Genomic DNA, 22,395 nt, shown 5'->3' with positions numbered 1-22,395 from the left:
ATAAATATATCACGAAATGAATAAATTCTCCACAGACAGCGTTAATAATATAGAGAACACTGAGGAAATTGACTTAAGAGAAATTGTATTCAAATATCTTCGTTATTGGAAGTGGTTTGTCTTGTCCGTAATAATATTTTTAATATTAGGGTCTGTCGTATATCTCAGGACGGATCGAAAGTTTAGTATTTCAACATCTGTCTTATTAAAAGAAAACAAAGGAAGCGGGCCTCAAAAAAACAGTCCGCTGGGAAGTTTAGAGGAATTAGGATTATTGAGTACAACGAACAACATCGATAATGAAATTGCCGTATTCTCTTCCCCAAATCTTATGAAGCAGATAGTATTAGCCCTTGAGCTTCAGACTTCTTATTTTGAAAGTGGAATATTCCGTGATACCGAAACATATAAGAATTGCCCTTATTATGTAAGGCTGGAAGATATTAAACCCGATGATCTAAACGGTTATATTAAATTTTCTATAAATAATTTAGGAGAAAAAGGTATAGCCATAGAAGGAAAATATATTATAAAAAAAGAAGAAGTAACGATAGAAGGAAAATTGGAGAAGTTGCCTGGCTTTATAAACCTACCCTCCGAGCTAGGCAGGCTGTATATTACTCAACGTCCCGAAGCGAATAAAGAAAAGTTAAATGAAACGTATTATGTACAAATAAACAATGCCCAACGTGTTGCTTACGATTTGGCGGAACAAATACAAGTACGCTCTACAACTAAAAGTTCATCTGTATTAGCAATAAGTTTAGATGTATTGAATGTATCTAAAGGAATTGATATATTGAACGAAGTTGCGAAAATATATAATGCAAACAACGTTCAAGAAAACAATGAAATGGCTGTAAATACATCTAATTTTATAAATGAACGATTAGACAGTATTTCCGTTGAATTAAGTGGAATTGAAGATCAAGTTGTTAACTTTAAAAAAGAGCAAGGAATAACAGATCTAAGTACCGAAGCGAAAATGTTTGTAGAACAAACTGCCACCGTCGAACAAAAACGTATTGAGACAGTGACTCAGTTAAAAACAGTAGAACTCATCGAAAATTTTGTGCATAAACCCAACAACGACTACAAGTTAATTCCGACATTAGGAATAACCGACCTCGGACTAGCTGAAGTTATAACAAAATACAATGAATCTCTATTAGTCTATCAAAGGCTGGAAAGGAGCGCAAGCGAAAACAATCCGGCAAGAGAACGGGCTTTAGCCGAACTAATAAGTACCCGGCAGAGTATACTAGCGGCTATTAACAACGTGAAAAATGCTTTGGGGATTTCAAAATCCGAGTCTGAGAAACAAGCTAATCAAATATCATCCAAAATAAAATCTGTACCGACTCAAGAACGAGGCCTACTGGAGGTAACACGCCAACAGCAGGTAAAACAGGCCCTGTATTTATACCTTATGCAAGTTCGGGAAGAAACCAGTATAACGATGGCTTCAACCTCGGATAAGGCAAAAGTTATTACTGATCCTGTTATTCCTGATTACCCCGTATCTCCCAAGAAAAATATAATTTTCTTAACTGCTTTCTTGATTGGAATAATAGTTCCTATTATCGTTATATACATAAAAGACCTTCTCCAATTAAATATTACCAGCCGGGAAGAATTAGAAAAACTCTCAAGCATTACTGTCATCGGAGAGATAATGAAAAAAGAGGAGGCCGAAACCATTGTTGTTAGAGACAATAGAACAACTCCGATCGTAGAACTATTCAGAACATTAAGAAATAATGTCCAATTTGTGCTGGATGAACCCGAAAAGAAAATAATATTAGTAACTTCTACCATTCCCGGGGAAGGGAAAACATTTGTAAGTATCAACCTTGCTGCATCCTTTGCTTTATCCGACAAGAAAATATTACTACTCGGTATGGATATTCGAAATCCGAAGCTTGCGGTAGATATGAATTTTCCTAAAAGTACCGGATTAACATCGTATTTATCAGGCAGTGTGCAGGATTGGAAGACTATGTTGCATCAAACCAAAAATTTCCCAAATCTGGACATATTACAGGCCGGGGTAATTCCTCCGAATCCAAACGAACTACTAATGAAGCCGTTGTTAAAAAAACTTATTGATGAAGCAAGGACTTTATATGATATAATAATAATAGACTCTGCTCCTATAGGGGTTGTTTCGGATACATTCCTTATTAGTTCATATGCAAATACAACAGTGTATGTAACAAGGGAAAATGTAACACCGAAAAATGCTATCACATTCGTAAATGAAGTACATCGAGATAACAAACTTCCAAATATGTATCTTGTGATTAACGGGGTGGAAATGACAAAAAATAAAGGCCGTCATGGACGTTATGGATATGGATATACGTATGGGTATGGAGAAGGGAAATAGTATTTTTCTCTGAGAGTCTAATTATTTGCATTTCAAACGCAACAATATACAATGCTACACAAGATAAAAAACTCATCTATTGCGAGAAGGCTTATAAAAGGTGTATTTTGGTCTTTTGTTGGTACTGCTAGCGCTAAATTTATAATTCTGATTGCAGGAATTATCGTAGCTCGTATATTGGGAAAAGAAGAATATGGTGAACTCGGCATTATTAGATCAACCATTAACACTTTTGTAATATTTGCCTCAATGGGATTAGGGTTAACCGCTACAAAGTATATATCCCAATATAGAGAAAGTGATCCCGATAAAGCTGGAAGTATTTATATACTTTCTAACGCATTCGCATTAGTCCTTGGTTTCTTTATGCTAATTATAGTAGTCATTCTAGCCCCTTATATAGCAAATAATTTATTAAACGCCCCAAATCTTATCACAGAGATTCGATATGGAGGGCTATTATTATTATTTAGTTCAATTAATGGGGCTCAAGCAGGAACTCTTGCAGGATTTGAAAATTTTAAATCTATTGCAATAAATACCTTAATAGCAGGAATCTTTGAAGGTACTCTTTTATGTGTAGGCGCATATTATGAGGGAGTCAGAGGAGCGATATTCGGATCGGGAATCAGTTTTGGAATATTATATTTATTAAACTTTATATCTATTAGAAAAAACTTAAAACAATTTAATATTAGCTATAGTCTTTCTCGACTAACAAATTCGGACTTTTCGGTTCTATGGAAATTTAGTGTTCCTGCGGCACTATCTTCGATATTGGTTGTCCCCGTATTTTGGTATATAAGGACTTTGCTAGTAAAAACTAGCGGTTTTCATATCTCAGCTGATTTCGATGTCGCAGACCAATGGAGAGGTATAATTCTATTTATTCCGGCAGCATTATCCAGAATTGTTTTACCCATGCTCTCTAATTTAGATGGGGGAAGAGCCTATGATAAATATGTTAAGATATTAAAAGCTAATCTTATTATTAATTTTCTTATAGCTCTTTTCCTTGCTATAATTATATCTTTTTTTGCAAAGTATATATTATCTACATATGGAGAGCAATATACAAATACAATTCCATTAATATTACTTGCTGCTTCTACTATTTTCACAACGCTAACCACAGTTGTAGGTCAAGCAATAGCAAGTAAAGCAAAAATGTGGATCGGATTGAGTTTTAATTTGATATGGGCGTTGTCTGTAATTATATTAACTTATGTTTTTCTTTCAAAAGGATGGGGCGCATCAGGTTTAGCGTTGGCAATTTTAATAAGTTATTCTTTTTTTGTTGTTTTACAAATATTCTATTTAAGGAAACTATTGAAATATAAATGAAGTATATAGATGGGAGATATTGTTAAAATAAAAAACTATAATAAGGGGGTTAACTCAAGATTATGCCAGCTTCTTTTGGGTCTGAATCTGTTGCTTCTTTCGACTTTAGCTTGCAGTTTAAGTTTTCATTCAATATTATTTAGAATAATACAGATTATAACTATAAGTATATCTTTTTTTATTGTTAAAAATAATTTAAGGCTTACCCAATTTAGTGAAATTAGAACCTATATAAGATTGCTTTTTTTCCTATGGTTATCAATGTTATTACCAACTATCATTAATGGATTTGATTTTCCTTCAATTATAGAATTAATTATAATATATACTATACATTTTTTATATATTTGGAGTCTTATCAAAATAATATCAAATGTGAAAGAGGCTACATATCAAAGAATGATACTCCTTCTTTTCATATTCAATTTGCTACACTTTTTTATTTATTTTTCTACATTTTCTATTGATTTCTCATATTTTTCAGGTAGCATTGAAGATTTTATCTATATAAAAAGGGGACGTGAGGCTATGCTTGGATCAGATTACAGTATAGTATATCCTGCTCTTATTGTTCTCACTTTTTTTATGTCTTTTAAATATATTTTGAAATTAAATCTTATATATAAAATAGCTATTATAATAGCTATTTTCCTATGTCTCTTATATTCCTTAATTTTTACATTAGTATTGTCCTTTATCGGAACAATTTTATTTTATTTATTTTGGAAAAAAAAGACACACGCTATATCAGTAAAGAAAATGTATTTTACTTATTTTATTGTTATTGGAATTGTTATTGTCTTGGGAATTTGGAATTTGGAAGAATTGAATAAATATACTACAGGTCGATCTATTCTATGGGTAAAATCTATTAGCCATATTTCTAATAATATATTATTTGGAATATCTCATGAGAGTTTTTATGATGATATGTATATATTTTCTTCTAAGTTTGCTGCATCATTAGGTATTGATTATAGTGATAATGCCCTAGATATATCTGCAGGGGGATGCCATCAAATGTTATTAAACTGGCTACTTTTCTATGGCATACTTTCCTTTATAATTTATATCGTTTTTGTCGGTTATAATTGGACATTGGTAGGTAGAATTAATAATAAGTTTGATAGAATTTGTATTTATGTACCATTAGTCTTTGTCCTTATTAGAGGATTAGTGGAATCGCCTGGATTTATCGGTAGTTCAAAAGGTGCGTATGAGTTTTTGTTAGATATTCATTTGGGCTACATGGTTGTAATGGTTATTCGCTCAAAATATATGAGTTATTAATAAATATGAATTGATGTCCCATAAATATCCTGATTATGAAGAAGATTCTTATAATTGTAAATATTAAATATTCAAAATCGCCAATAAACTTTGCTGTCTGGAATGCATTAAAAGTACATATTAATTTAATGAAAAGTATAGGTCTTATTCCTGTATTTTATACGAAGAATGATGAATCTTTAGATTTTATTAAAACGCAATATCCGAAGAGTTCTATTTTTAAATATACCAATGCTCTTTCTTTATTGAAAATTGCTTCAAAAAATAATAAAGACGTTCCATTAATATGGACACCTGATATACTAAGTGTATGGGAATCTATTTTGTTAAAAATATTTTTGCGAAAGAAAATAATTTTTTGGGTTCAAGGCATTCTGCCAGAAGAAAGTTATATGAGGCATAATAATAGATTTCGTTTCATATTATTGAGCTTATTTGAAAAATATGCGTTGAAATTTGCAGATAAATATATTTTTGTATCAGATACAATGAAGGTTTTCTATGAAGAAAAATATAATCTTAATTTTGAGAACTATATTGTTATCCCTTGTATTTCTGAACTTAGATACAATCCCAATATAAAAAAAATCAGGAATTCATTTGTGTATATTGGAGGATTATCAGCATGGCAATGTTTTGACGAAATACTTATTATATTCCGTCAAATTCAGGAGTTTATTCCTGATGCAACATTTCATATTATTACACCAGATGAGCAAGTTGCAAAAGAGAAGGTATTGAAGATACTTGAGAAAATTGACAATTTGCAAATTTATCAGATAAAAGATAGAAGCCTATTGTCAGATGTATTATCTCTTTTTGAATATGGTTTTTTGATAAGAAAAGATCATCCGACAAACAGAGTTGCTTCACCTATAAAATTTGCAGAATATCTTTCTTGTGGAATAAATCTTATTATGACAGATTCAATTCCTCATTTTTCTGAATTGGTAATAAAAAATAATTTAGGGATCGTTCTCGATAATTCTCTTCTAGTTGATAAGTATTCTTTTTTGAATAGAAAAATAGCGAATACTCTCCCTATTTACCACAAGTATTTTGATTTTGAGCAGCAATCACTGAAGTACTTAAATATTTAAGAATATTATATTCTGTTTTTATTACAGATACAATCTATCGTTAAAAAATGAATAATTATTTATTAAATAAGATGAATGTTAAGAAAACAAAAATACTAATTATTGGTTCTATTCCACCTCCTATAGGAGGTATTACAATACATGTATCAAGATTATTAGATATATTGGCACAAATAGAATTCCCATATTCATTTGTGTCGATAAAAAAAGAATATAAAACCCTATTTAAGTCTATAATAACTCATAAAGTTATTCATTTGCATGTAAGTAATCCTAAAGTTAGATTTTTTCTATCTATTATCTGTTTTTTTACATTAAAAAAAATTATTATTTCATATCATGGAAATATCAAGAATTTTAAAAGAATTGATAAATTGTTTAACTATTTATCAATTCTTTTTGCTAATTATCCGATTGTTTTGAATGAACAAAGCCTCTTGGTTGCTAAAAAATGGAACACTAATTCAATGATAATATCGTCATTTATTCCACCAATTAAAATCCAAGAACTATCTGATGATATCTATTCATTACTTGATATGTTACGTGATAAATATGCAACAATATGCTCAACTAACGCATTTGATTTGATATTTGATAAGAAAAAGCAAGAGGTTTATGGTATCTCCTTTTTAATAGATATTTTCAAATATGATAAGGAGAGGTGTTTATTAATATCTGATCCATCTGGTAACTATAAATCATATATTCAATCGAAATGTGTTATACCATCAAACGTTTATTTTATATCTCAACCTCATTCTTATTTTGAATTATTAAAAGAGGTAGATATAATGATAAGGGCTACCACTACAGATGGAGATTCTCTTTCGATAAAGGAAGCATTGTATTTAGGTAAGAAGGTAATTTGCTCAGATGTTGTTAGTAGGCCTAAAGAAGTAATCACTTATAAGTTTAATAATAAAGATGAATTCATTAAGGTATTGAATGATAATAAGTCTAGTTCAAATAGCGACTCAAAATATGATGGTTCTTCATTTTTAGTTAATTTATATAAAAAGTTAATTGTTTAATTTTGGATAATGATAGTATGAATAAGCTCTTTCTAAAATCCCTTATCGAACATATGCCATATCCAGTAGGAGCAGCTATGTCGTATATTCCATTCTCATTTCGATTAGGGAAAGATTATAAAATATATGAAAATTTGATCCAAGAGTCAAATCAATGGTCAGATGATCAAAAAACAGCTTATATTATATCTAATTTCAAAAGAATATTTAATTACGCCAAAGAAAATTATTTGTTTTACCAAAAATTGTACAAAGAGGCTGGAGTTTTTGATTTGGAGATAAATTCATTAGAAGATATTTCCCGAATTCCTATTATTGAAAAAAACGATATAAGAAATAGCCTTAACCAATTTAAGAAAGGCATGCTTTTAAATACAGGAGGAACGAGTGGCGAACCATTTCAGTTTTATGTAGATAAAAATGCTTTTGCTCGGGAATGGGCGCATATGCACTATATATGGAAGCTAAAAGGATACAGAACAACAGATATAAAACTTACTTTAAGAGGAAGAAATCTGGGAGATCGTTCTTTTGCTTATAATTCGGTATATAATGAGTTCATCGTAAATACATATAAGAGCGTAGATTCATATAAAAGAGAATTGATAGAGTTATTCAGAAAACATAAAATAAAGTTTTTACATGGTTATCCATCTGCAGTATATGGTTTTTTAAAAGAAGTGGATGAGTTTTGTAATTTAGAAGAAAAAGATATAATAAAGAAAAACCTACAATGTTGTTTTCTCGGTTCCGAATACCCTGTAGATTATATGAGTAAATATATTACAGAAGAATGGAAGCTAGATTATATATCTTGGTATGGTCATAGCGAAATGTGTATATTAGCCTATGATGAAAATAAAGAAAACCGCTATAAACCCTTCTTGACTTATGGATATACGGAAAATATAGAAGGTCAGTTGATTGGTACATCTTTTCATAATTATAATATGCCTTTGATCCGCTATAATACCAGCGATTTAATTGAATATCAGAAATGTTACGATAGATCAGTAGAATATTTTTCTATATCACAAGGGCGAAGTGGAGATTTTATCCGGGATAAAAAAGGAAAAGAAATTTCATTAACGGCATTAGTGTTTGGCCGCCACCATAAAATATTTGGTATGGTAGATTATATTCAGGTAAGTCAAGAAACAGATGGCCTAATTTTATTCCATATATCAACTAAAAATAATTATTCAAAAGAGGAGCTTATATCCGCGATGGATTTATCTAATTTGGATGTTGAGGCTGATTTTGAAATCAGAGAATCTCCAATAAAAACAAAGGCTGGAAAAATAAAAATAAAAATATAAGAACTAATGAAACAAATAATACAGGATCTTAAAACCGGCGAAACCCTATTAGAAGAAGTACCGGCACCACAAGTGAAGGCTGGCTGTGTACTGATAAAAACAACTTGTACACTTGTCTCTTTAGGCACAGAACGTATGCTTGTCGAATTTGGAAAAGCAAATTTACTATCAAAAGCCCGTCTCGAACCTGATAGGGTAAAAGACGTACTGAATAAGATCAAGACAGATGGTTTGATGCCTACATTGGAAGCTGTATTTAATAAATTAGGACAACCCCTGCCCCTCGGATATTGCAATGTCGGAACAGTCATAGAAGTAGGGAAGGGTGTTGCAGGTTTCAAAATAGGAGATAGAGTGGCTTCAAATGGAAATCATGCAGAGTATGTATGTATACCAGAGAATCTGGTCGCAAAAATACCAAATAATGTATCTGATGAAGAAGCCGCATTCACCGTTATTGGTTCTATTGGATTACAAGGTATTAGATTGTGTAATCCTCAATTAGGCGAAACGATAGTTGTAGTTGGCCTAGGATTGGTAGGATTAATGACAGCGCAATTATTGATGGCTAACGGTTGTCGCGTCATCGGAATTGATTTTGATCAACAAAAACTTGATTTAGCCGCATTGAAAGGTGTTATTACCGTAAATCCGTCAAAAGGCACTAACCCGGTAGAATTTGTCAAAGAATTTACCAATGATATTGGCGCCGATGGCATAATAATAACAGCTTCCACAAAATCGAATGAAACAATTCATGAAGCTGCTCAGATGAGTAGAAAGAGAGGGCGTATTATATTAATAGGTGTTATAGGGTTGGACATAGTGCGTTCGGATTTTTATGAAAAGGAATTAACCTTTCAAGTTTCATGTTCATACGGACCTGGACGTTATGACGAAGAATATGAACAAAAAGGGAATGACTATCCGATAGGATATGTTCGTTGGACTGAAAAAAGAAATTTTGAAGCGGTGTTAAATGCTATTTCAAGTAAGAATATCCAAGTTCAAGATTTAATCACTGAACAGGTCCCTTTAGCAAATTATTTTGAGATATATGATAATATGCGAAAGGCTGGAAGTATAGCTTCAATTATTAAATTTCCAAATGAGAATAGCAAAACATCTGTTATAAAAGTTGTAAAGAATGCAACATTTGATAAATTGGGAAAAGCTTTTGGAATTATCGGTGCCGGTAATTTTACATCATCTACAATAATACCTTGTCTGAAAGAAATCAATGCTCCTGTAAAATATATAGCAAGCGCAGGTGGCCTAAGCTCAAAAATACTAGCAAAAAAAGGTAGTATCGCTTTTGCAACATCTGACTATAAAGAAATATTAAAAGATGAAGATGTTGGATTAGTGATAATTACAACTCGACACAACTTGCATGCAAAAATGGTACAAGAAACTCTTGAATCAAAAAAACATGTATTTGTGGAGAAACCTTTGGCATTAAATGAAGAACAACTTCAGGAGATTATCCGCACCTATGAAGATTTAAAAGGTAAATATTCAGTTATGGTTGGATTCAACAGACGATTCTCTCCTTTATCAAGCAAAATGAAACAACAACTAGGAACCGGAACTAAAAATATTGTAGCAACAATGAATGCCGGAGCTATACCTAATGGGAATTGGGTACATGATATAGAAATTGGAGGAGGACGTATAATAGGTGAAGCATGCCATTATATTGATTTGTGTACTTATTTAACTGGGTCGAAGGTAATTGCTGTATGTATGAATTCCATGGGAACTAATCCAGAAGAAAATACAGATAATGCGTCAATATTATTAAAATATGAAGATGGATCCAATGCTGTTATAAACTACTTTGCCAATGGAAGTAAAGCCTATGCTAAAGAACGAATCGAAGCATATTCACAAGGAAAAGTATTAGTTCTTGATAATTGGAGAAAACTCACAGGTTATGGTGTTAAAGGATTCTCAAAAATGAGTAAACGAATGGATAAAGGACATAGTACTCAATTTAGTCTTTTAAACAAATTTTTGGAGATGGGAGGTAGCCCTCTTATTTCTTTTGAAGAAATAATAAATACAACAAAAACGTCATTTGCTGCTATTAAAAGCCTAAAAACAGGCCAGTGGATAAATATTGAATAAGCTGAATGGTTAGTAAATTTATATTAATTCTTCATACTGTAAAATATTTGAAAAAAATTCAATTATTTTATCAGGTTTATTATAAACTAAAAAGAAAGAAGGCTTTTAATAACTATTTGCCTAAAGAATGTATATCTTTTAATAGACTTTATTTCAAAAATGAAATTATATCGAAAGAAATTATATTAGATAGAAATCATTTTACCTTTTTAAATCTAGAGAAAAAATTTGAAAAAGAAATTGATTGGAATTTTTCAGGTTATGGTAAATTATGGTATTATAATCTACAATATTTCGACTTTTTATTTCAAGAAAACATATCAGATGAGATTAAAATTGATTTAATAAAAGATTATAACATATGGTTGGCTGATAATAAAACGAATTTAGAATCTTATCCAATAGCATTAAGAGTTATAAATGGAATAAGGTTCTTCTCTGATTCGGGAAGAAAAATAAATCAACAATTAATTGATTCATATTATGCTCAGTTAAATTTCTTATATGATAATCTCGAATATCAAATATTAGGGAATCATTTACTTGAAAATGCATTCGCTATATTTATGGGAGGATATGCATTTAATAATCCTCAATGGCAAAAAAAAGGGAAAAATATTCTACAAGAAGAAGTTAAAGAGCAAATCCTTCATGATGGAGCTCATTTTGAACTTTCACCAATGTACCATAAAATTATATTATTTAGGTTGATTGAATTAATAGATTGGTATAGTAATACTACAAATTTAGATACAGATTTTCTCAATTTTATAAAGTCAAAAGCTATTAAAATGATCAATTGGTTGTATTCGATCTCTCTGTGGGAATACAATATTCCTCATTTTAATGATAGTGCTGATCATATTACATATTCTAATGAACAAATATATCATTTCGCAAAGAATTTAAATCTTATGCCTGTAACAAAAACTGCTCTAAATGAATCAGGGTATAGGAAATTTAGCTATAAAAACTATCAATCAATAGTAGACATTGGTAAAATAGGAGCACCATATCAACCTGGTCATGCACATGCCGATGCATTGTCTTTTATATTACATTATAAGAAAAAACCTATTTTTGTCGAAGTAGGAACATCAACTTATCAGATAGGAAGTTCCAGAAATTATGAACGTTCTACAAAAGCTCACAATACAGTTGTTGTAAACAATAAAAATCAATCCGAAGTATGGGCTGGCTTTCGGGTAGGAAACAGGGCTAATGTATATATTGAAAAGGATCTTGAAAATATTTTGACTGCATTTCATGATGGATATCAAAAATACTTTAGCATAATTCACCGAAGGGAATTTATATTTGAAGAAAATAGTGTATGTATATCTGATTCTCTAGTAAATAGTAGTCGAAAAGAATATATTGCTGAGGCTTATTTTCATTTTCATCCTAAAGTGCATGTTGAATTAAAAGATCGAAGTAGTTTGTTTCTGGATAATTCGATTAAACTTAATTTCGAAAATTCTATAAGTATATCTCTTATCGATTACAATTTTGCCGAACGTTTTAACGTATATAATACAGGAAAAGTTGTAAAAGTTTCATTTTATGATTATTTAAAAACAACGATTATTTTAAACTAATGAGAATATTATATTTATCATATTTTTTTGAACCGGATTTAAGTGCAGGTTCGTTTAGAAATACATCTCTTGCTAAAGAATTAGCAGTGCAAATAGGAGACAATAGTACTATCGATCTAATAACAACTTTACCAAATCGCTATAGTACATATAAAATAGAAGCTCCCCTTTTTGAAAAAAAGGAAAACATTAACATATATAGGATACAAATACCTTCACATAAAAATGGATTTCTAGATCAGATTAATTCATTCAGAGCTTATTTTTGTGAAGTAAAAAAAATTGCGAAAAAACAAAAATATGATTTGGTTTATGCCTCTTCAAGCAAGTTATTTACTGCTTATCTGGGACAAATAATTGCAAGAAAGCAAAAATGTCCCTTATATCTCGATATTAGGGACATATTTGTAGAGTCATTAGACAATGCCCTAGAAAACTCATTATTAAGAAAATTTATTACGCCTTGTTTAAAGTTTGTTGAAAGAAAAACCTTTAACTACGCATCTCATATTAATCTCATTTCTGAAGGTTTTGCTCCTTATTTTAAAAAATTCAAATGTCAATCCTATTCGACATATACAAACGGAATTGATGATGTATTTCTCAAAGAGTTTCGGAATTATACAAGTAAAAATAACCAATATAAAACGATTCTTTATGCTGGAAATATTGGAAAATGTCAAGCTTTACATAAAATAATTCCCCCTGTAGCTAAATTAGTAGGAGAAAACTACAAATTTATTATAGTAGGAGATGGTGGCATAAAACAATTATTATTTGATGAAATCAAAAAAAATAATTTAACAAATGTTGAAATAAAAGTACCTGTCAAGAGAGATGAGCTAATCAAGCTTTACCAAGAAAGTGACTTTTTATTTATTCATCTGGAGAATCACCCTGCTTTTGAAAAAGTTATACCCTCAAAAGTATTTGAACTTGGCGCAACAAACAAACCTATAATTGCTGGAGTTTCAGGCTTTTTCCATAACTTTATAACTAAATATTTAAGTAATACTATAATGTTTGAACCCTGTGATTATAAAACTATGGCAGTATTACTTCAAAAATATAAATATCAAACAGAATACAGGGAAGAGTTTATTAAAAAGTTTACTAGAGAAAATATCAATAAGGAAATGGTTAAATCAATTATTCAAATAGCACAAATATGAAAAAACTCCTTCTTATTTTCGGTACTAGACCGGAAGCCATTAAAATGGCCCCTCTTGTGAAAGGATTTCAAAATTACACAGAAGATTTTGAAGTGAAAGTATGCGTAACAGCTCAGCATAGACAAATGTTAGATCAGGTTTTACAATTTTTTGAAATAAAGCCTGATTATGATATGAATCTTATGAGGCCGGGACAAAATCTCTATCAATTAACTGCTGATGTTGTTACAGGTCTTAAACCGATTTTAGAAGAATTTAAGCCCGAATACGTTTTAGTACATGGTGATACTACTACGTCTACTGCTGCTGCTTTAGCCGCATACTATGCAGGAGCAAAAGTTTGCCATGTAGAGGCAGGCTTACGTACTTATAATAAATATGCACCTTTCCCTGAAGAAATGAACAGACAAATAACAGGACGACTAACTGATATTCATTTTTCTCCAACTGAAGCGGCAAAAGATAATTTAGCTTCTGAAGGTATTATAGGGGATGTATATGTTACAGGTAATACTGTTATAGATGCGTTACTATATGCAACGGACAAATTACAATCTTATTCAGATGAAGAAATTTTAGGACTACAGAATAATATAGATTTTTCTAAGCGTATAGTTCTTGTGACAGGTCACAGGAGGGAAAATTTCGGTAACGGCTTCATAAATATCTGTAATGCAATATTAGAAATTGCTAAAGATAATAGTGTACAAATTATATATCCTGTACATCTAAATCCAAATGTTTCCGATCCTGTTAATTCACTTTTGAGTAACCATCCAAATATAAAACTTATTGCTCCATTGGCATATCCTGCATTTGTTTGGTTAATGGAAAAATCACATCTAATACTGACTGATAGCGGAGGTGTTCAAGAAGAAGCCCCAAGCTTAGGTAAACCGGTTTTGGTTATGCGAAACACAACGGAACGCCCGGAAGCAGTAGAAGCAGGTACCGTAAAATTAGTAGGTACAGACAAAGATAAAATAGTAGAAGAAACAAGACTTTTACTTAATAATAAGGAATATTACAATACAATGCAAAAGAGGCATAATCCTTATGGGGATGGCAGTGCTGTGAAAAGAATAATAAATATTATAAAACAAAAATAAGTATGAAAGCGGTTTTCATGGGATTGGGGTACATCGGACTCCCAACAGCTGCAATCGCGGCCAGTAAAGGGATTAATGTGCTAGGTGTAGATATAAATCCGAGTGTTGTTGAAACAATAAATCAAGGTAAGATTCATATAGTTGAACCTGAATTAGACAAAGTAGTGAAAACTGTTGTTGAAAAAGGACATTTCCGAGCAGCTTTACAACCAGAAGAAGCTGATGTTTTTTTGATTGTAGTACCTACTCCATTTAAGCAAAACCACAGAGCTGATATTGCATACGTAGAAAGTGCAACGCGTACAGTTATCCCGTTTCTTAAAGAGGGCAGCTTATTTATTATAGAATCAACGTCCCCTGTAATGACTACGGAAAAAATGGCTACTATAATATTTAAAGAGCGTCCGGAGTTAGAAGATAAAATTTACGTTGCATATTGTCCGGAAAGAGTATTACCAGGTAATGTAATATATGAGTTAGAAAATAATGATCGTGTTATTGGTGGAATTAATACCGAATCATCAGAAAAAGCTATCGAATTCTATTCAATGTTTGTAAAGGGAACCCTTCATAAAACAAATGCGCGTACAGCCGAAATGTGTAAATTAACAGAGAATTCTTCACGTGATGTACAAATTGCCTTTGCTAATGAACTGTCAATGATCTGTGATAAAGCAGGTATTAATGTATGGGAGTTAATAGAATTAGCAAATAAGCATCCCCGGGTTAATATATTGCAACCAGGTAGTGGCGTTGGTGGGCATTGTATTGCCGTAGACCCATGGTTTATTGTTTCTGATTATCCGGAGCAAGCTAATATAATTAAAAGAGCACGGGAAACAAATGATTATAAAGCCGATTGGTGTGCTAATAAAGTTATAGAGGCATGTCATCGGTTTGAAATTGAAAATGAGAGAGAACCTGTTGTTGCTTGTATGGGATTAGCATTTAAACCGGATATTGATGATTTAAGGGAGTCGCCAGCAAAATATATAACCTCTCGTATTATATCTGAAGCCCGAGCTGAAGTATTAGTTGTGGAGCCAAATGTTAAAAACCATAAAACGTTTAGTCTGGCACCTTATTTGGATGTATATAAGCAAGCAGATATTGTAGTCTGGCTAGTTCGTCATAAAGAATTTCTTAATATGAAGAAATTAGAAGGAAAGATTGAGTTAGATTTTTGCGGTATATATAAATAACAATAAATAACAATAAATAAAGCTGTATGGAAATAGAAATACAGCTTTTTATTTTTTCATATCATGTCCCACACCCTTCACATACAACCCTCTTCCTCCAAGGAAGAAACCTACATCTCCCTCCTACCCCAACTTAAAGGTTTGCTGGAGGGAGAAGATGATATGATTGCAAACTATGCAAATATTTCTGCCGCCTTGAAGCAAGCTTTTAATTTCTTTTGGACAGGGTTTTACATTGTGAAAAAAGATGAGCTTGTACTAGGACCTTTTCAGGGAACAATAGCATGCACGCGTATCAAGTACGGAAAAGGCGTATGCGGCACAGCCTGGAAAGAAAAACGGACTGTCATTGTAGAAGACGTGAATCAATTCCCCGGACATATCGCATGCGATGCCGCATCTCAATCGGAGATAGTGATCCCTCTCTTCAGCCAAAAGAATGATGTTATTGCAGTATTAGACATCGACAGCGAACATTTGAACCATTTTGACGAAACAGATGCCCTCTACCTACAACAAATTACACGACTGTTAGAAGAGAAGATCACAATTTAAAACGGGAACAACAAAGGCAGCACTAATATCATTACAATACCCATAACAACCTGTAGTGGTAGCCCTACTTTCACATAATCCATAAAACTATATCGTCCCGCACTCATCACTAATGCGTTAGGAGGAGTCGAAAATGGCGATGCAAAACACATACTGGCAGCAACAGCCACGGCAAACAAAAATGGATACGGACTTACTCCCATCCCTATTGCAGCCTTCATTGCAATAGGTGCAAACAATACCGCAGTGGCAGTATTACTGATAAACATTGTAAGAAGCGATGTACAGAAGTATATACCCGCTAATAACGCATACGGCCCCATATTGCCCAGTTCGCTCACTAAGCCTCCTGATATTAATGTGTCTACTCCTGTATTTTGGAAAGCAGTAGCCATCGGCAACATAGCGCCTATAAGAACAACACTCTCCCAGTTAATACTATCGTAAGCCTCCTCTACATTTCGTAAACACCCGGTAGCTACCATCAGAACGGCAGCAAGCATAATAGCAATAACGGAAGGCACAATCTCAAAAACCATTGCCAGTACCATCAATACCATAATAATCGCAGCAATAGGCGCCTTTTGATCCAACGTTACTTTTGCAGCTTCTTTCAAGGGTTGGCCTACAAGTACAAGATCATCCTGCCTGTCGTCCAGATTGGCAAGATCTTTCCATGTTCCCTGTATCAACAAGGCATCACCCGAATGCAATTTGGTATTCTTGATATCCAACATCTTATATTCATTCTGGCGCTGAAGTCCCAATACATTCACATTATACTCTTCCCGGAAACGTATTTCTGAAATAGTTCTGTTAATCAGTCTCGAATTAGGCATAATAAATACCTCTGCCAGTCCGGAATCCTGAAAATCGGAGAAATCCCTGTCACTTTTTTCCAAGGTCAGCTTATTTTCCGATACAAAACGTTCTATATCCTCCTTTTCCCCATGACAATAAAGAGCGTCGTCTTTCTGTATAATGGATTTTGGTCCCGCGACTTCCTCTATAAAAGTCTTTCGAAATCTGGAATTACCATTCCGCCTGACAATCTTACTTATACTCACATCGTAATTCGAAGCAATTCTCAGTTCAGCAAGTGTTTTTCCAATCAAGGGCGATTTGCTCTCAACATCTACTTTATATGACTGTCTGGATAAATTATATTCTTCGGACAATTCTTTCAATGACTTCCCTCTTTTCTTATTCGCAGAATTATCATTTTTGGAAATAAGTAATTTACTTAAAAAGAAAAGTACAATAATTCCCACAGATAAAGCAGTAAAACCAATAGGTGCAAAAGAAAAGAAAGAAAGGGCTTCATATCCGGCATCCATCAATGCATTCTGGATTACCAGATTGGGGGGTGTACTAATCAAGGTAAACATCCCCATGCTACCGGCAAATGCCAAAGGCATAAGATAGCGGCGAGGACTAATATTGGCGCTTGCTGCCATGCTGACAATAATAGGCATCATCACCGCTACTGTTCCGGTATTACTAACGAAAGCTCCTATAGAAGCTGTTGCAAGCATAACCACTATAAATAGCTTATTTTCGCTACTACCGGCCGTCTGCAATATCTTACTACTTATCATTTTCGCCAAACCTGTACGAAATATTCCGGCTCCTACCACAAATAGCCCGATCATCATTATCACTACCGAATTTGAAAAACCGGCCAAAGCCTCCGTTGGCGTTAGAATATTAAATAACGTTAATGCCAATAAGGCGCACACGGCTACTAAATCAGCACGTACTTTTCCTCGCATAAAGAAAAAAGAGGCTGTTAATAAAATAGCAAGAGTTATATTTATAGGGGTCAAAAGAGAAGACAATATCATATCCAACTATTCGTAGGTTTATTTCTATTTTCAATCTTTACAAAGATAAAAAATACTACATCAAGAAAAAATTAACAATATCAAAAAGGCAATTCTTTTTACCTTTTTTACATTATAAATAACCAATAAAAATTAACGACGTATTTTATCGTTCTATTATTTTATGCTGCGCGCAATCACAGATTGCTTGCGTTCCTTTTGCCCAAAGCCGCAAAAGGAACCAAAAACGCTTTTGCGCCCCGCTTCAACGTCCGACCCATAACGGACTTAAAGGCTAAACAAAAAAACTCGCTCCGGGATTTGTAGTATACGAATCATTAGATAAGCTCAGACACGTTTTTGTTTTTAACGCCTTTTTCGTCCTATGGGTACCCCGTACTTGAAGCTAACGGCGCAGCTAAAGCCTGACAAGGCAGCCGCTTGTCGTGCGTCAGCCTCCCGCGCATTAGTCCCGCAGGCGGGGGAACCCACACGGTGCAGGCGGCGTAGAAAGGGACGGGGCGATAGCCCGTTCGTCCCTTTCAGCCGGCAAACCGGTTGTGGGTCGCCGAGGGACGAAGCGCTAGCTTTTTGCTTACTTTTGGGCAATGCCAAAAGTAAGGGCAAGCCCGATAGGGCGCGGCAGTAATAAGCATATGTTGAGAATATAAGCAATCTGTGATTGCGCGCAGAAGAAAAGGATGAAAATAATCGAACGTTTTTACACTACGGTAATAACTTTAACTGCTGATTGGCATTATTTATTTTTGTTTAATACGAATGATAGAATTTTCTTTCATTTTTATAATTATAATTTCAAATAATAGTCCTTTGCTAAACTGACAAATTCGTCTGAATAAACATGCCTTTTCTTTTCAATCAGCAAATCATTTTCTTCCAAAGAAGATCTTTGTTTCGAAAATTCAATCAATACCCTTTTAGGTAAAGAGTCAGGCACAGGGTAAACATTCGTCACCCGGGTTACAAACAAATAATCTTGCTGTAATAAATAGTCCTTATACTCAAAAGGATAAATTACAGACAATCGCCCGTCGAAAGTAAGAAGTTTTGATGAAAGTCTTATCAATTCATCTACCGGTAGGCTATCTGTATGACGCGCCGCAGATCTGTTCTTTTCAGGAGATTTCAACGACTGTTCAAAATATGGAGGATTGGATACAATCAGATCATATTTCTGATCACAATTTAGAGCATACTCTTGCAAAGAAGTATTAAAACATCTGATTTGAGAAGAGAAAGGTGAACTCATTGCATTTTCTCCAGCCTGTTCCACCGCATTATTGTCAATATCTATAGCATCTATCGACATGTCCCTGTTTTTCTGAGCCAGCATAAGGGCTATCAAACCCGATCCGGTTCCTATATCAAGAGTATTCTTTATATTTTCCACATCCGTCCAGGCGCCCAATAATACGCCGTCCGTACCCACCTTCATTGCGCAGCGATCGTGGTAGATTGTAAATTGCTTAAACTTAAAGTAAGGATTCGGCATCTGTTTTTAGTCTATTCATATATTATTAATGCGAATCAGGAACTTTTTCTCATTTCCGTCAAAAGAAAGGGTAAGAAGCCTTGCTCCAATATAACAACAAAACTTTAACTTCGTTGTTTCAATTGTAATTGCAAAAATAGAAAATATTCACTGGCACGGATTTTGTTATATATAAGCAAATATAGTTATAAATTCGACTTTTTCTATATTCTCCCAAATAGTATAATCCAACAAAATAAAAGGATAAAATATGTTTAACAAAAAAAAGAATCTTCTCGGTCTCGAGGAAAATAGCGAACCTGTTATTTCAATTATTACCAACGACTTTGATGACGGAGACTGTTCTATAAACGAAAAAGACCTAAAGGAAGAACTACCTGTTCTCCCTCTCCGAAATACAATCATATTTCCCGGCACAAGTATGCCAATCTCCGTAGCACGCAAAAAATCATTGAAACTGATTAAAAGCGTGAGTCGGCAAAGAGGAAAATACGTAGCGCTTGTCTGCCAAAAAGACGCGGAAAATGAAGAGCCGGAAATTGGAGATCTTTATACAATGGGCGTCATAGGGGAAATTATACGGGTAATAGAGTTGCCCGACGAAGACAATGTCACTGTCATTTTTCAAGGAAAAAAACGCTTCAGACTGACAGAATTGACACAAACCGACCCTTTCCTGAAAGGCCGTTACGAAATAAGAGAGAGTGTCCCTGTAGCCAAACGCGATACGGAATATAAGGCGCTACTTGATTCCATCCGCGATCTTACAATACAAATGCTTCGCATGTATGGAGAACCACCAAAGGAATTTATACAACGCCTGAAATCAGAAAACGCATCTTCTCTTTTAGTAAATTACTGTTGTTCAAATCTGCCCGTTCCGGCAATAGAAAAGCAAGCTTTACTCGAAATAGACGATGAAAAGGAGCGCGCTTACAGGTTGTTGGTTATTCTCAACCGTGAAAATCAAATGATGGAGATGAAGCTCAATATCCAGATGAAAACACGGGAAGAACTCAATCAACAGCAAAAGGAATATTTTCTACAACAACAAATAAAGACCATACAAGACGAACTTGGAGGAAATCCTCAACAAGCAGATTTAGAGGAATTCAAGGAACGTGCTCAAAAGAAAAAATGGAGTAAAGACGTAGCCGAGGCGTTCGAAAAGGAAATGAGTAAACTGGAACGTTTACATCCTCAATCACCTGACTACTCTACCCAATACACTTATATAGAAACATTGCTCGACTTACCTTGGGGTGAATATACAAAAGATAATTTCAATCTTAAAAATGCCCAAAAGGTACTCGATCAAGACCATTTCGGACTGGAAAAAGTCAAAGAGCGTATTATAGAACACCTTGCCGTGCTAAAGCTAAAAGGGGATCTGAAATCACCGATAATATGCTTATATGGCCCTCCCGGAGTAGGAAAAACATCACTGGGAAAATCTGTGGCAAAGGCTCTGAACCGGAATTATGTACGTGTTTCATTCGGTGGATTACACGATGAGTCGGAAATCCGTGGCCATCGCCGCACTTACATCGGAGCTATGCCCGGACGTATAATCCAGAATATACTCAAAGCAGGTTCATCCAATCCTGTATTTGTTTTGGACGAAATAGATAAAATTGGAAACGACTTTAAGGGCGATCCTGCTTCAGCCCTGCTCGAGGTACTCGATCCGGAACAAAACTCTGCATTTCACGACAATTATCTGAATATAGATTACGATTTATCGAAAGTAATGTTTCTGGCCACAGCCAATAATCTTTCTACAATTTCGCAACCTTTACTCGATCGCATGGAATTGATCGACGTAAGCGGATATATTATTGAAGAAAAGATCGAAATAGCCCGCCGGCATTTGATCCCTAAACAATTGGAAAATCATGGCCTGGAGGAAAATGCAATTGATATTCCGAAAAAAACAATAGAGAAAATAGTTGAAAATTACACCCGTGAATCCGGTGTGCGCGAATTAGATAAAAAGCTTGCTAAAATAATGCGTAAACTCGCCCGAAAAGTAGCATCCGAAGAGAACTATAAAAAGGTAATCGATCCGGAAGACCTGCATGAATACCTGGGCGCAGTGGAATATACAAAAGATTTGTATCAAGGGAACCAATACGCGGGAGTGGTTACCGGACTAGCCTGGACATCGGTTGGTGGAGAAATTCTATTCATCGAAACCTCCTTAAGCAAAGGCAAAGGCGGAAAATTAACCCTCACAGGAAATCTGGGCGATGTAATGAAAGAGTCCGCTGTACTGGCGCTGGAGTATCTACACTCTCACCATAAGGATCTGGGCATTGATGAAAAAATATTTGAGAACTGGAATGTACATGTGCATGTTCCCGAGGGAGCAATTCCGAAAGACGGGCCTTCGGCCGGTATAACAATGGTAACATCATTGGCATCGGCGCTCACCCAGCAAAAAGTGAAGACAAATCTGGCGATGACAGGAGAAATTACCCTGCGTGGGAAAGTATTACCGGTAGGCGGTATCAGAGAGAAGATCCTGGCTGCCAAACGCGCAGGAATCAAAGAAATTATCCTATGCAAAGAGAACAAGAAAGACATAGACGAAATAAAACCGCTATACCTGAAAGGATTGACTTTTCACTATGTAGATGATATAAGGCAAGTTCTCGACATCGCTTTGCTAAAAGAGAAAGTAAAGCATCCTCTCGATCTGACAGTAGAGGAGAAAAAATTTGAAAATGAGCGAATTTGAAAATGACTGTGGAAAATGTTACTTTTTAGTTAAAAAGATACGAGTAGACGAGATACGAGATACAAGTTGTTGACTGT

The 22,395-nt window shown here is 34.0% G+C and carries 16 protein-coding genes; 13 read left to right on the top strand and 3 right to left on the bottom strand.

All coding sequences use genetic code 11. The features are described from left to right. The first annotated feature begins 16 nt into the window (after positions 1-16). The 12 genes from ACYPZI_RS03445 (at position 17) to ACYPZI_RS03390 (ending at position 16,242) form a co-directional block, all read left to right on the top strand. Positions 17-2,389 carry a GumC family protein gene (locus ACYPZI_RS03445; protein ID WP_459598623.1) on the top strand — a complete coding sequence of 791 codons (2,373 nt, stop codon included), beginning with the start codon at positions 17-19 and terminating at the stop codon, positions 2,387-2,389. Between the two features lie 51 nt (positions 2,390-2,440). Next, complete coding sequence (locus tag ACYPZI_RS03440) at positions 2,441-3,733, top strand: oligosaccharide flippase family protein (protein ID WP_459598621.1); 1,293 nt, start codon at positions 2,441-2,443, stop codon at positions 3,731-3,733. Between the two features lie 9 nt (positions 3,734-3,742). Beyond that, positions 3,743-5,023 (top strand): hypothetical protein, encoded by a 1,281-nt coding sequence (locus tag ACYPZI_RS03435; protein ID WP_459598619.1) that lies wholly within the window; start codon positions 3,743-3,745, stop codon positions 5,021-5,023. 35 nt (positions 5,024-5,058) lie between these two features. Next, positions 5,059-6,123, top strand: coding sequence for a glycosyltransferase family protein (locus ACYPZI_RS03430; RefSeq protein ID WP_459598617.1), 1,065 nt, complete (start codon positions 5,059-5,061; stop codon positions 6,121-6,123). A 47-nt stretch (positions 6,124-6,170) separates the two neighbouring features. Continuing rightward, positions 6,171-7,157 carry a hypothetical protein gene (locus ACYPZI_RS03425; protein WP_459598615.1) on the top strand — a complete coding sequence of 329 codons (987 nt, stop codon included), beginning with the start codon at positions 6,171-6,173 and terminating at the stop codon, positions 7,155-7,157. Positions 7,158-7,159: 2 nt separating this feature from the next. Next, entirely contained in the window at positions 7,160-8,476 is a 1,317-nt protein-coding gene (locus tag ACYPZI_RS03420; RefSeq protein WP_459598613.1) for a phenylacetate--CoA ligase family protein, read from the top strand. Positions 8,477-8,482: 6 nt separating this feature from the next. Next, positions 8,483-10,606, top strand: coding sequence for a bi-domain-containing oxidoreductase (locus ACYPZI_RS03415; protein WP_459598611.1), 2,124 nt, complete (start codon positions 8,483-8,485; stop codon positions 10,604-10,606). Positions 10,607-10,653: 47 nt separating this feature from the next. Continuing rightward, a complete protein-coding gene (locus ACYPZI_RS03410; RefSeq protein WP_459598609.1) occupies positions 10,654-12,204 on the top strand; it encodes a heparinase II/III domain-containing protein in 1,551 nt (516 codons plus the stop codon). Further along, positions 12,204-13,376, top strand: coding sequence for a glycosyltransferase family 4 protein (locus ACYPZI_RS03405; RefSeq protein ID WP_459598607.1), 1,173 nt, complete (start codon positions 12,204-12,206; stop codon positions 13,374-13,376). The genes ACYPZI_RS03410 and ACYPZI_RS03405 overlap by 1 nt, the downstream gene beginning before the upstream one ends. Beyond that, positions 13,373-14,485, top strand: coding sequence for a non-hydrolyzing UDP-N-acetylglucosamine 2-epimerase (gene wecB, locus ACYPZI_RS03400; protein ID WP_459598605.1), 1,113 nt, complete (start codon positions 13,373-13,375; stop codon positions 14,483-14,485). Before ACYPZI_RS03405 ends, wecB begins: the two co-directional genes overlap by 4 nt. Positions 14,486-14,487: 2 nt before the next feature. Then, positions 14,488-15,687 (top strand): UDP-N-acetyl-D-mannosamine dehydrogenase, encoded by a 1,200-nt coding sequence (wecC, locus tag ACYPZI_RS03395; protein ID WP_459598603.1) that lies wholly within the window; start codon positions 14,488-14,490, stop codon positions 15,685-15,687. 63 nt (positions 15,688-15,750) lie between these two features. Continuing rightward, positions 15,751-16,242: a GAF domain-containing protein gene (locus ACYPZI_RS03390; RefSeq protein WP_459598601.1), complete on the top strand. Its 492-nt coding sequence runs from the start codon at positions 15,751-15,753 to the stop codon at positions 16,240-16,242. On the opposite strand, the gene ACYPZI_RS03385 is transcribed toward ACYPZI_RS03390, so the two are convergent. The 3 genes from ACYPZI_RS03385 to ACYPZI_RS03375 all read right to left on the bottom strand — a co-directional run bounded on the left by ACYPZI_RS03385 (position 16,239) and on the right by ACYPZI_RS03375 (position 19,578). Continuing rightward, entirely contained in the window at positions 16,239-18,059 is a 1,821-nt protein-coding gene (locus ACYPZI_RS03385) for an SLC13 family permease (RefSeq protein WP_459598791.1), read from the bottom strand. The two genes, ACYPZI_RS03390 and ACYPZI_RS03385, sit on opposite strands and share 4 nt — an antisense overlap. A gap of 372 nt (positions 18,060-18,431) precedes the next feature. Next, a complete protein-coding gene (locus ACYPZI_RS03380; protein ID WP_459598599.1) occupies positions 18,432-18,740 on the bottom strand; it encodes a hypothetical protein in 309 nt (102 codons plus the stop codon). A 133-nt stretch (positions 18,741-18,873) separates the two neighbouring features. Further along, the gene (locus ACYPZI_RS03375) at positions 18,874-19,578 is read right to left on the bottom strand and encodes a tRNA1(Val) (adenine(37)-N6)-methyltransferase (protein ID WP_459598597.1); all 705 of its coding nucleotides are present in this window, start codon (positions 19,576-19,578) and stop codon (positions 18,874-18,876) included. Between the two features lie 250 nt (positions 19,579-19,828). Between ACYPZI_RS03375 and lon the strand changes: the two genes are divergently transcribed. Beyond that, complete coding sequence (gene lon / locus ACYPZI_RS03370) at positions 19,829-22,318, top strand: endopeptidase La (protein WP_459598595.1); 2,490 nt, start codon at positions 19,829-19,831, stop codon at positions 22,316-22,318. The last annotated feature ends 77 nt before the right edge of the window (positions 22,319-22,395 follow it).

It is taken from the genome of Dysgonomonas reticulitermitis (genome assembly GCF_054601275.1).
Note: the sequence above shows the minus strand (reverse complement) of the source record. Positions and strands in the feature narration are given on the sequence as shown.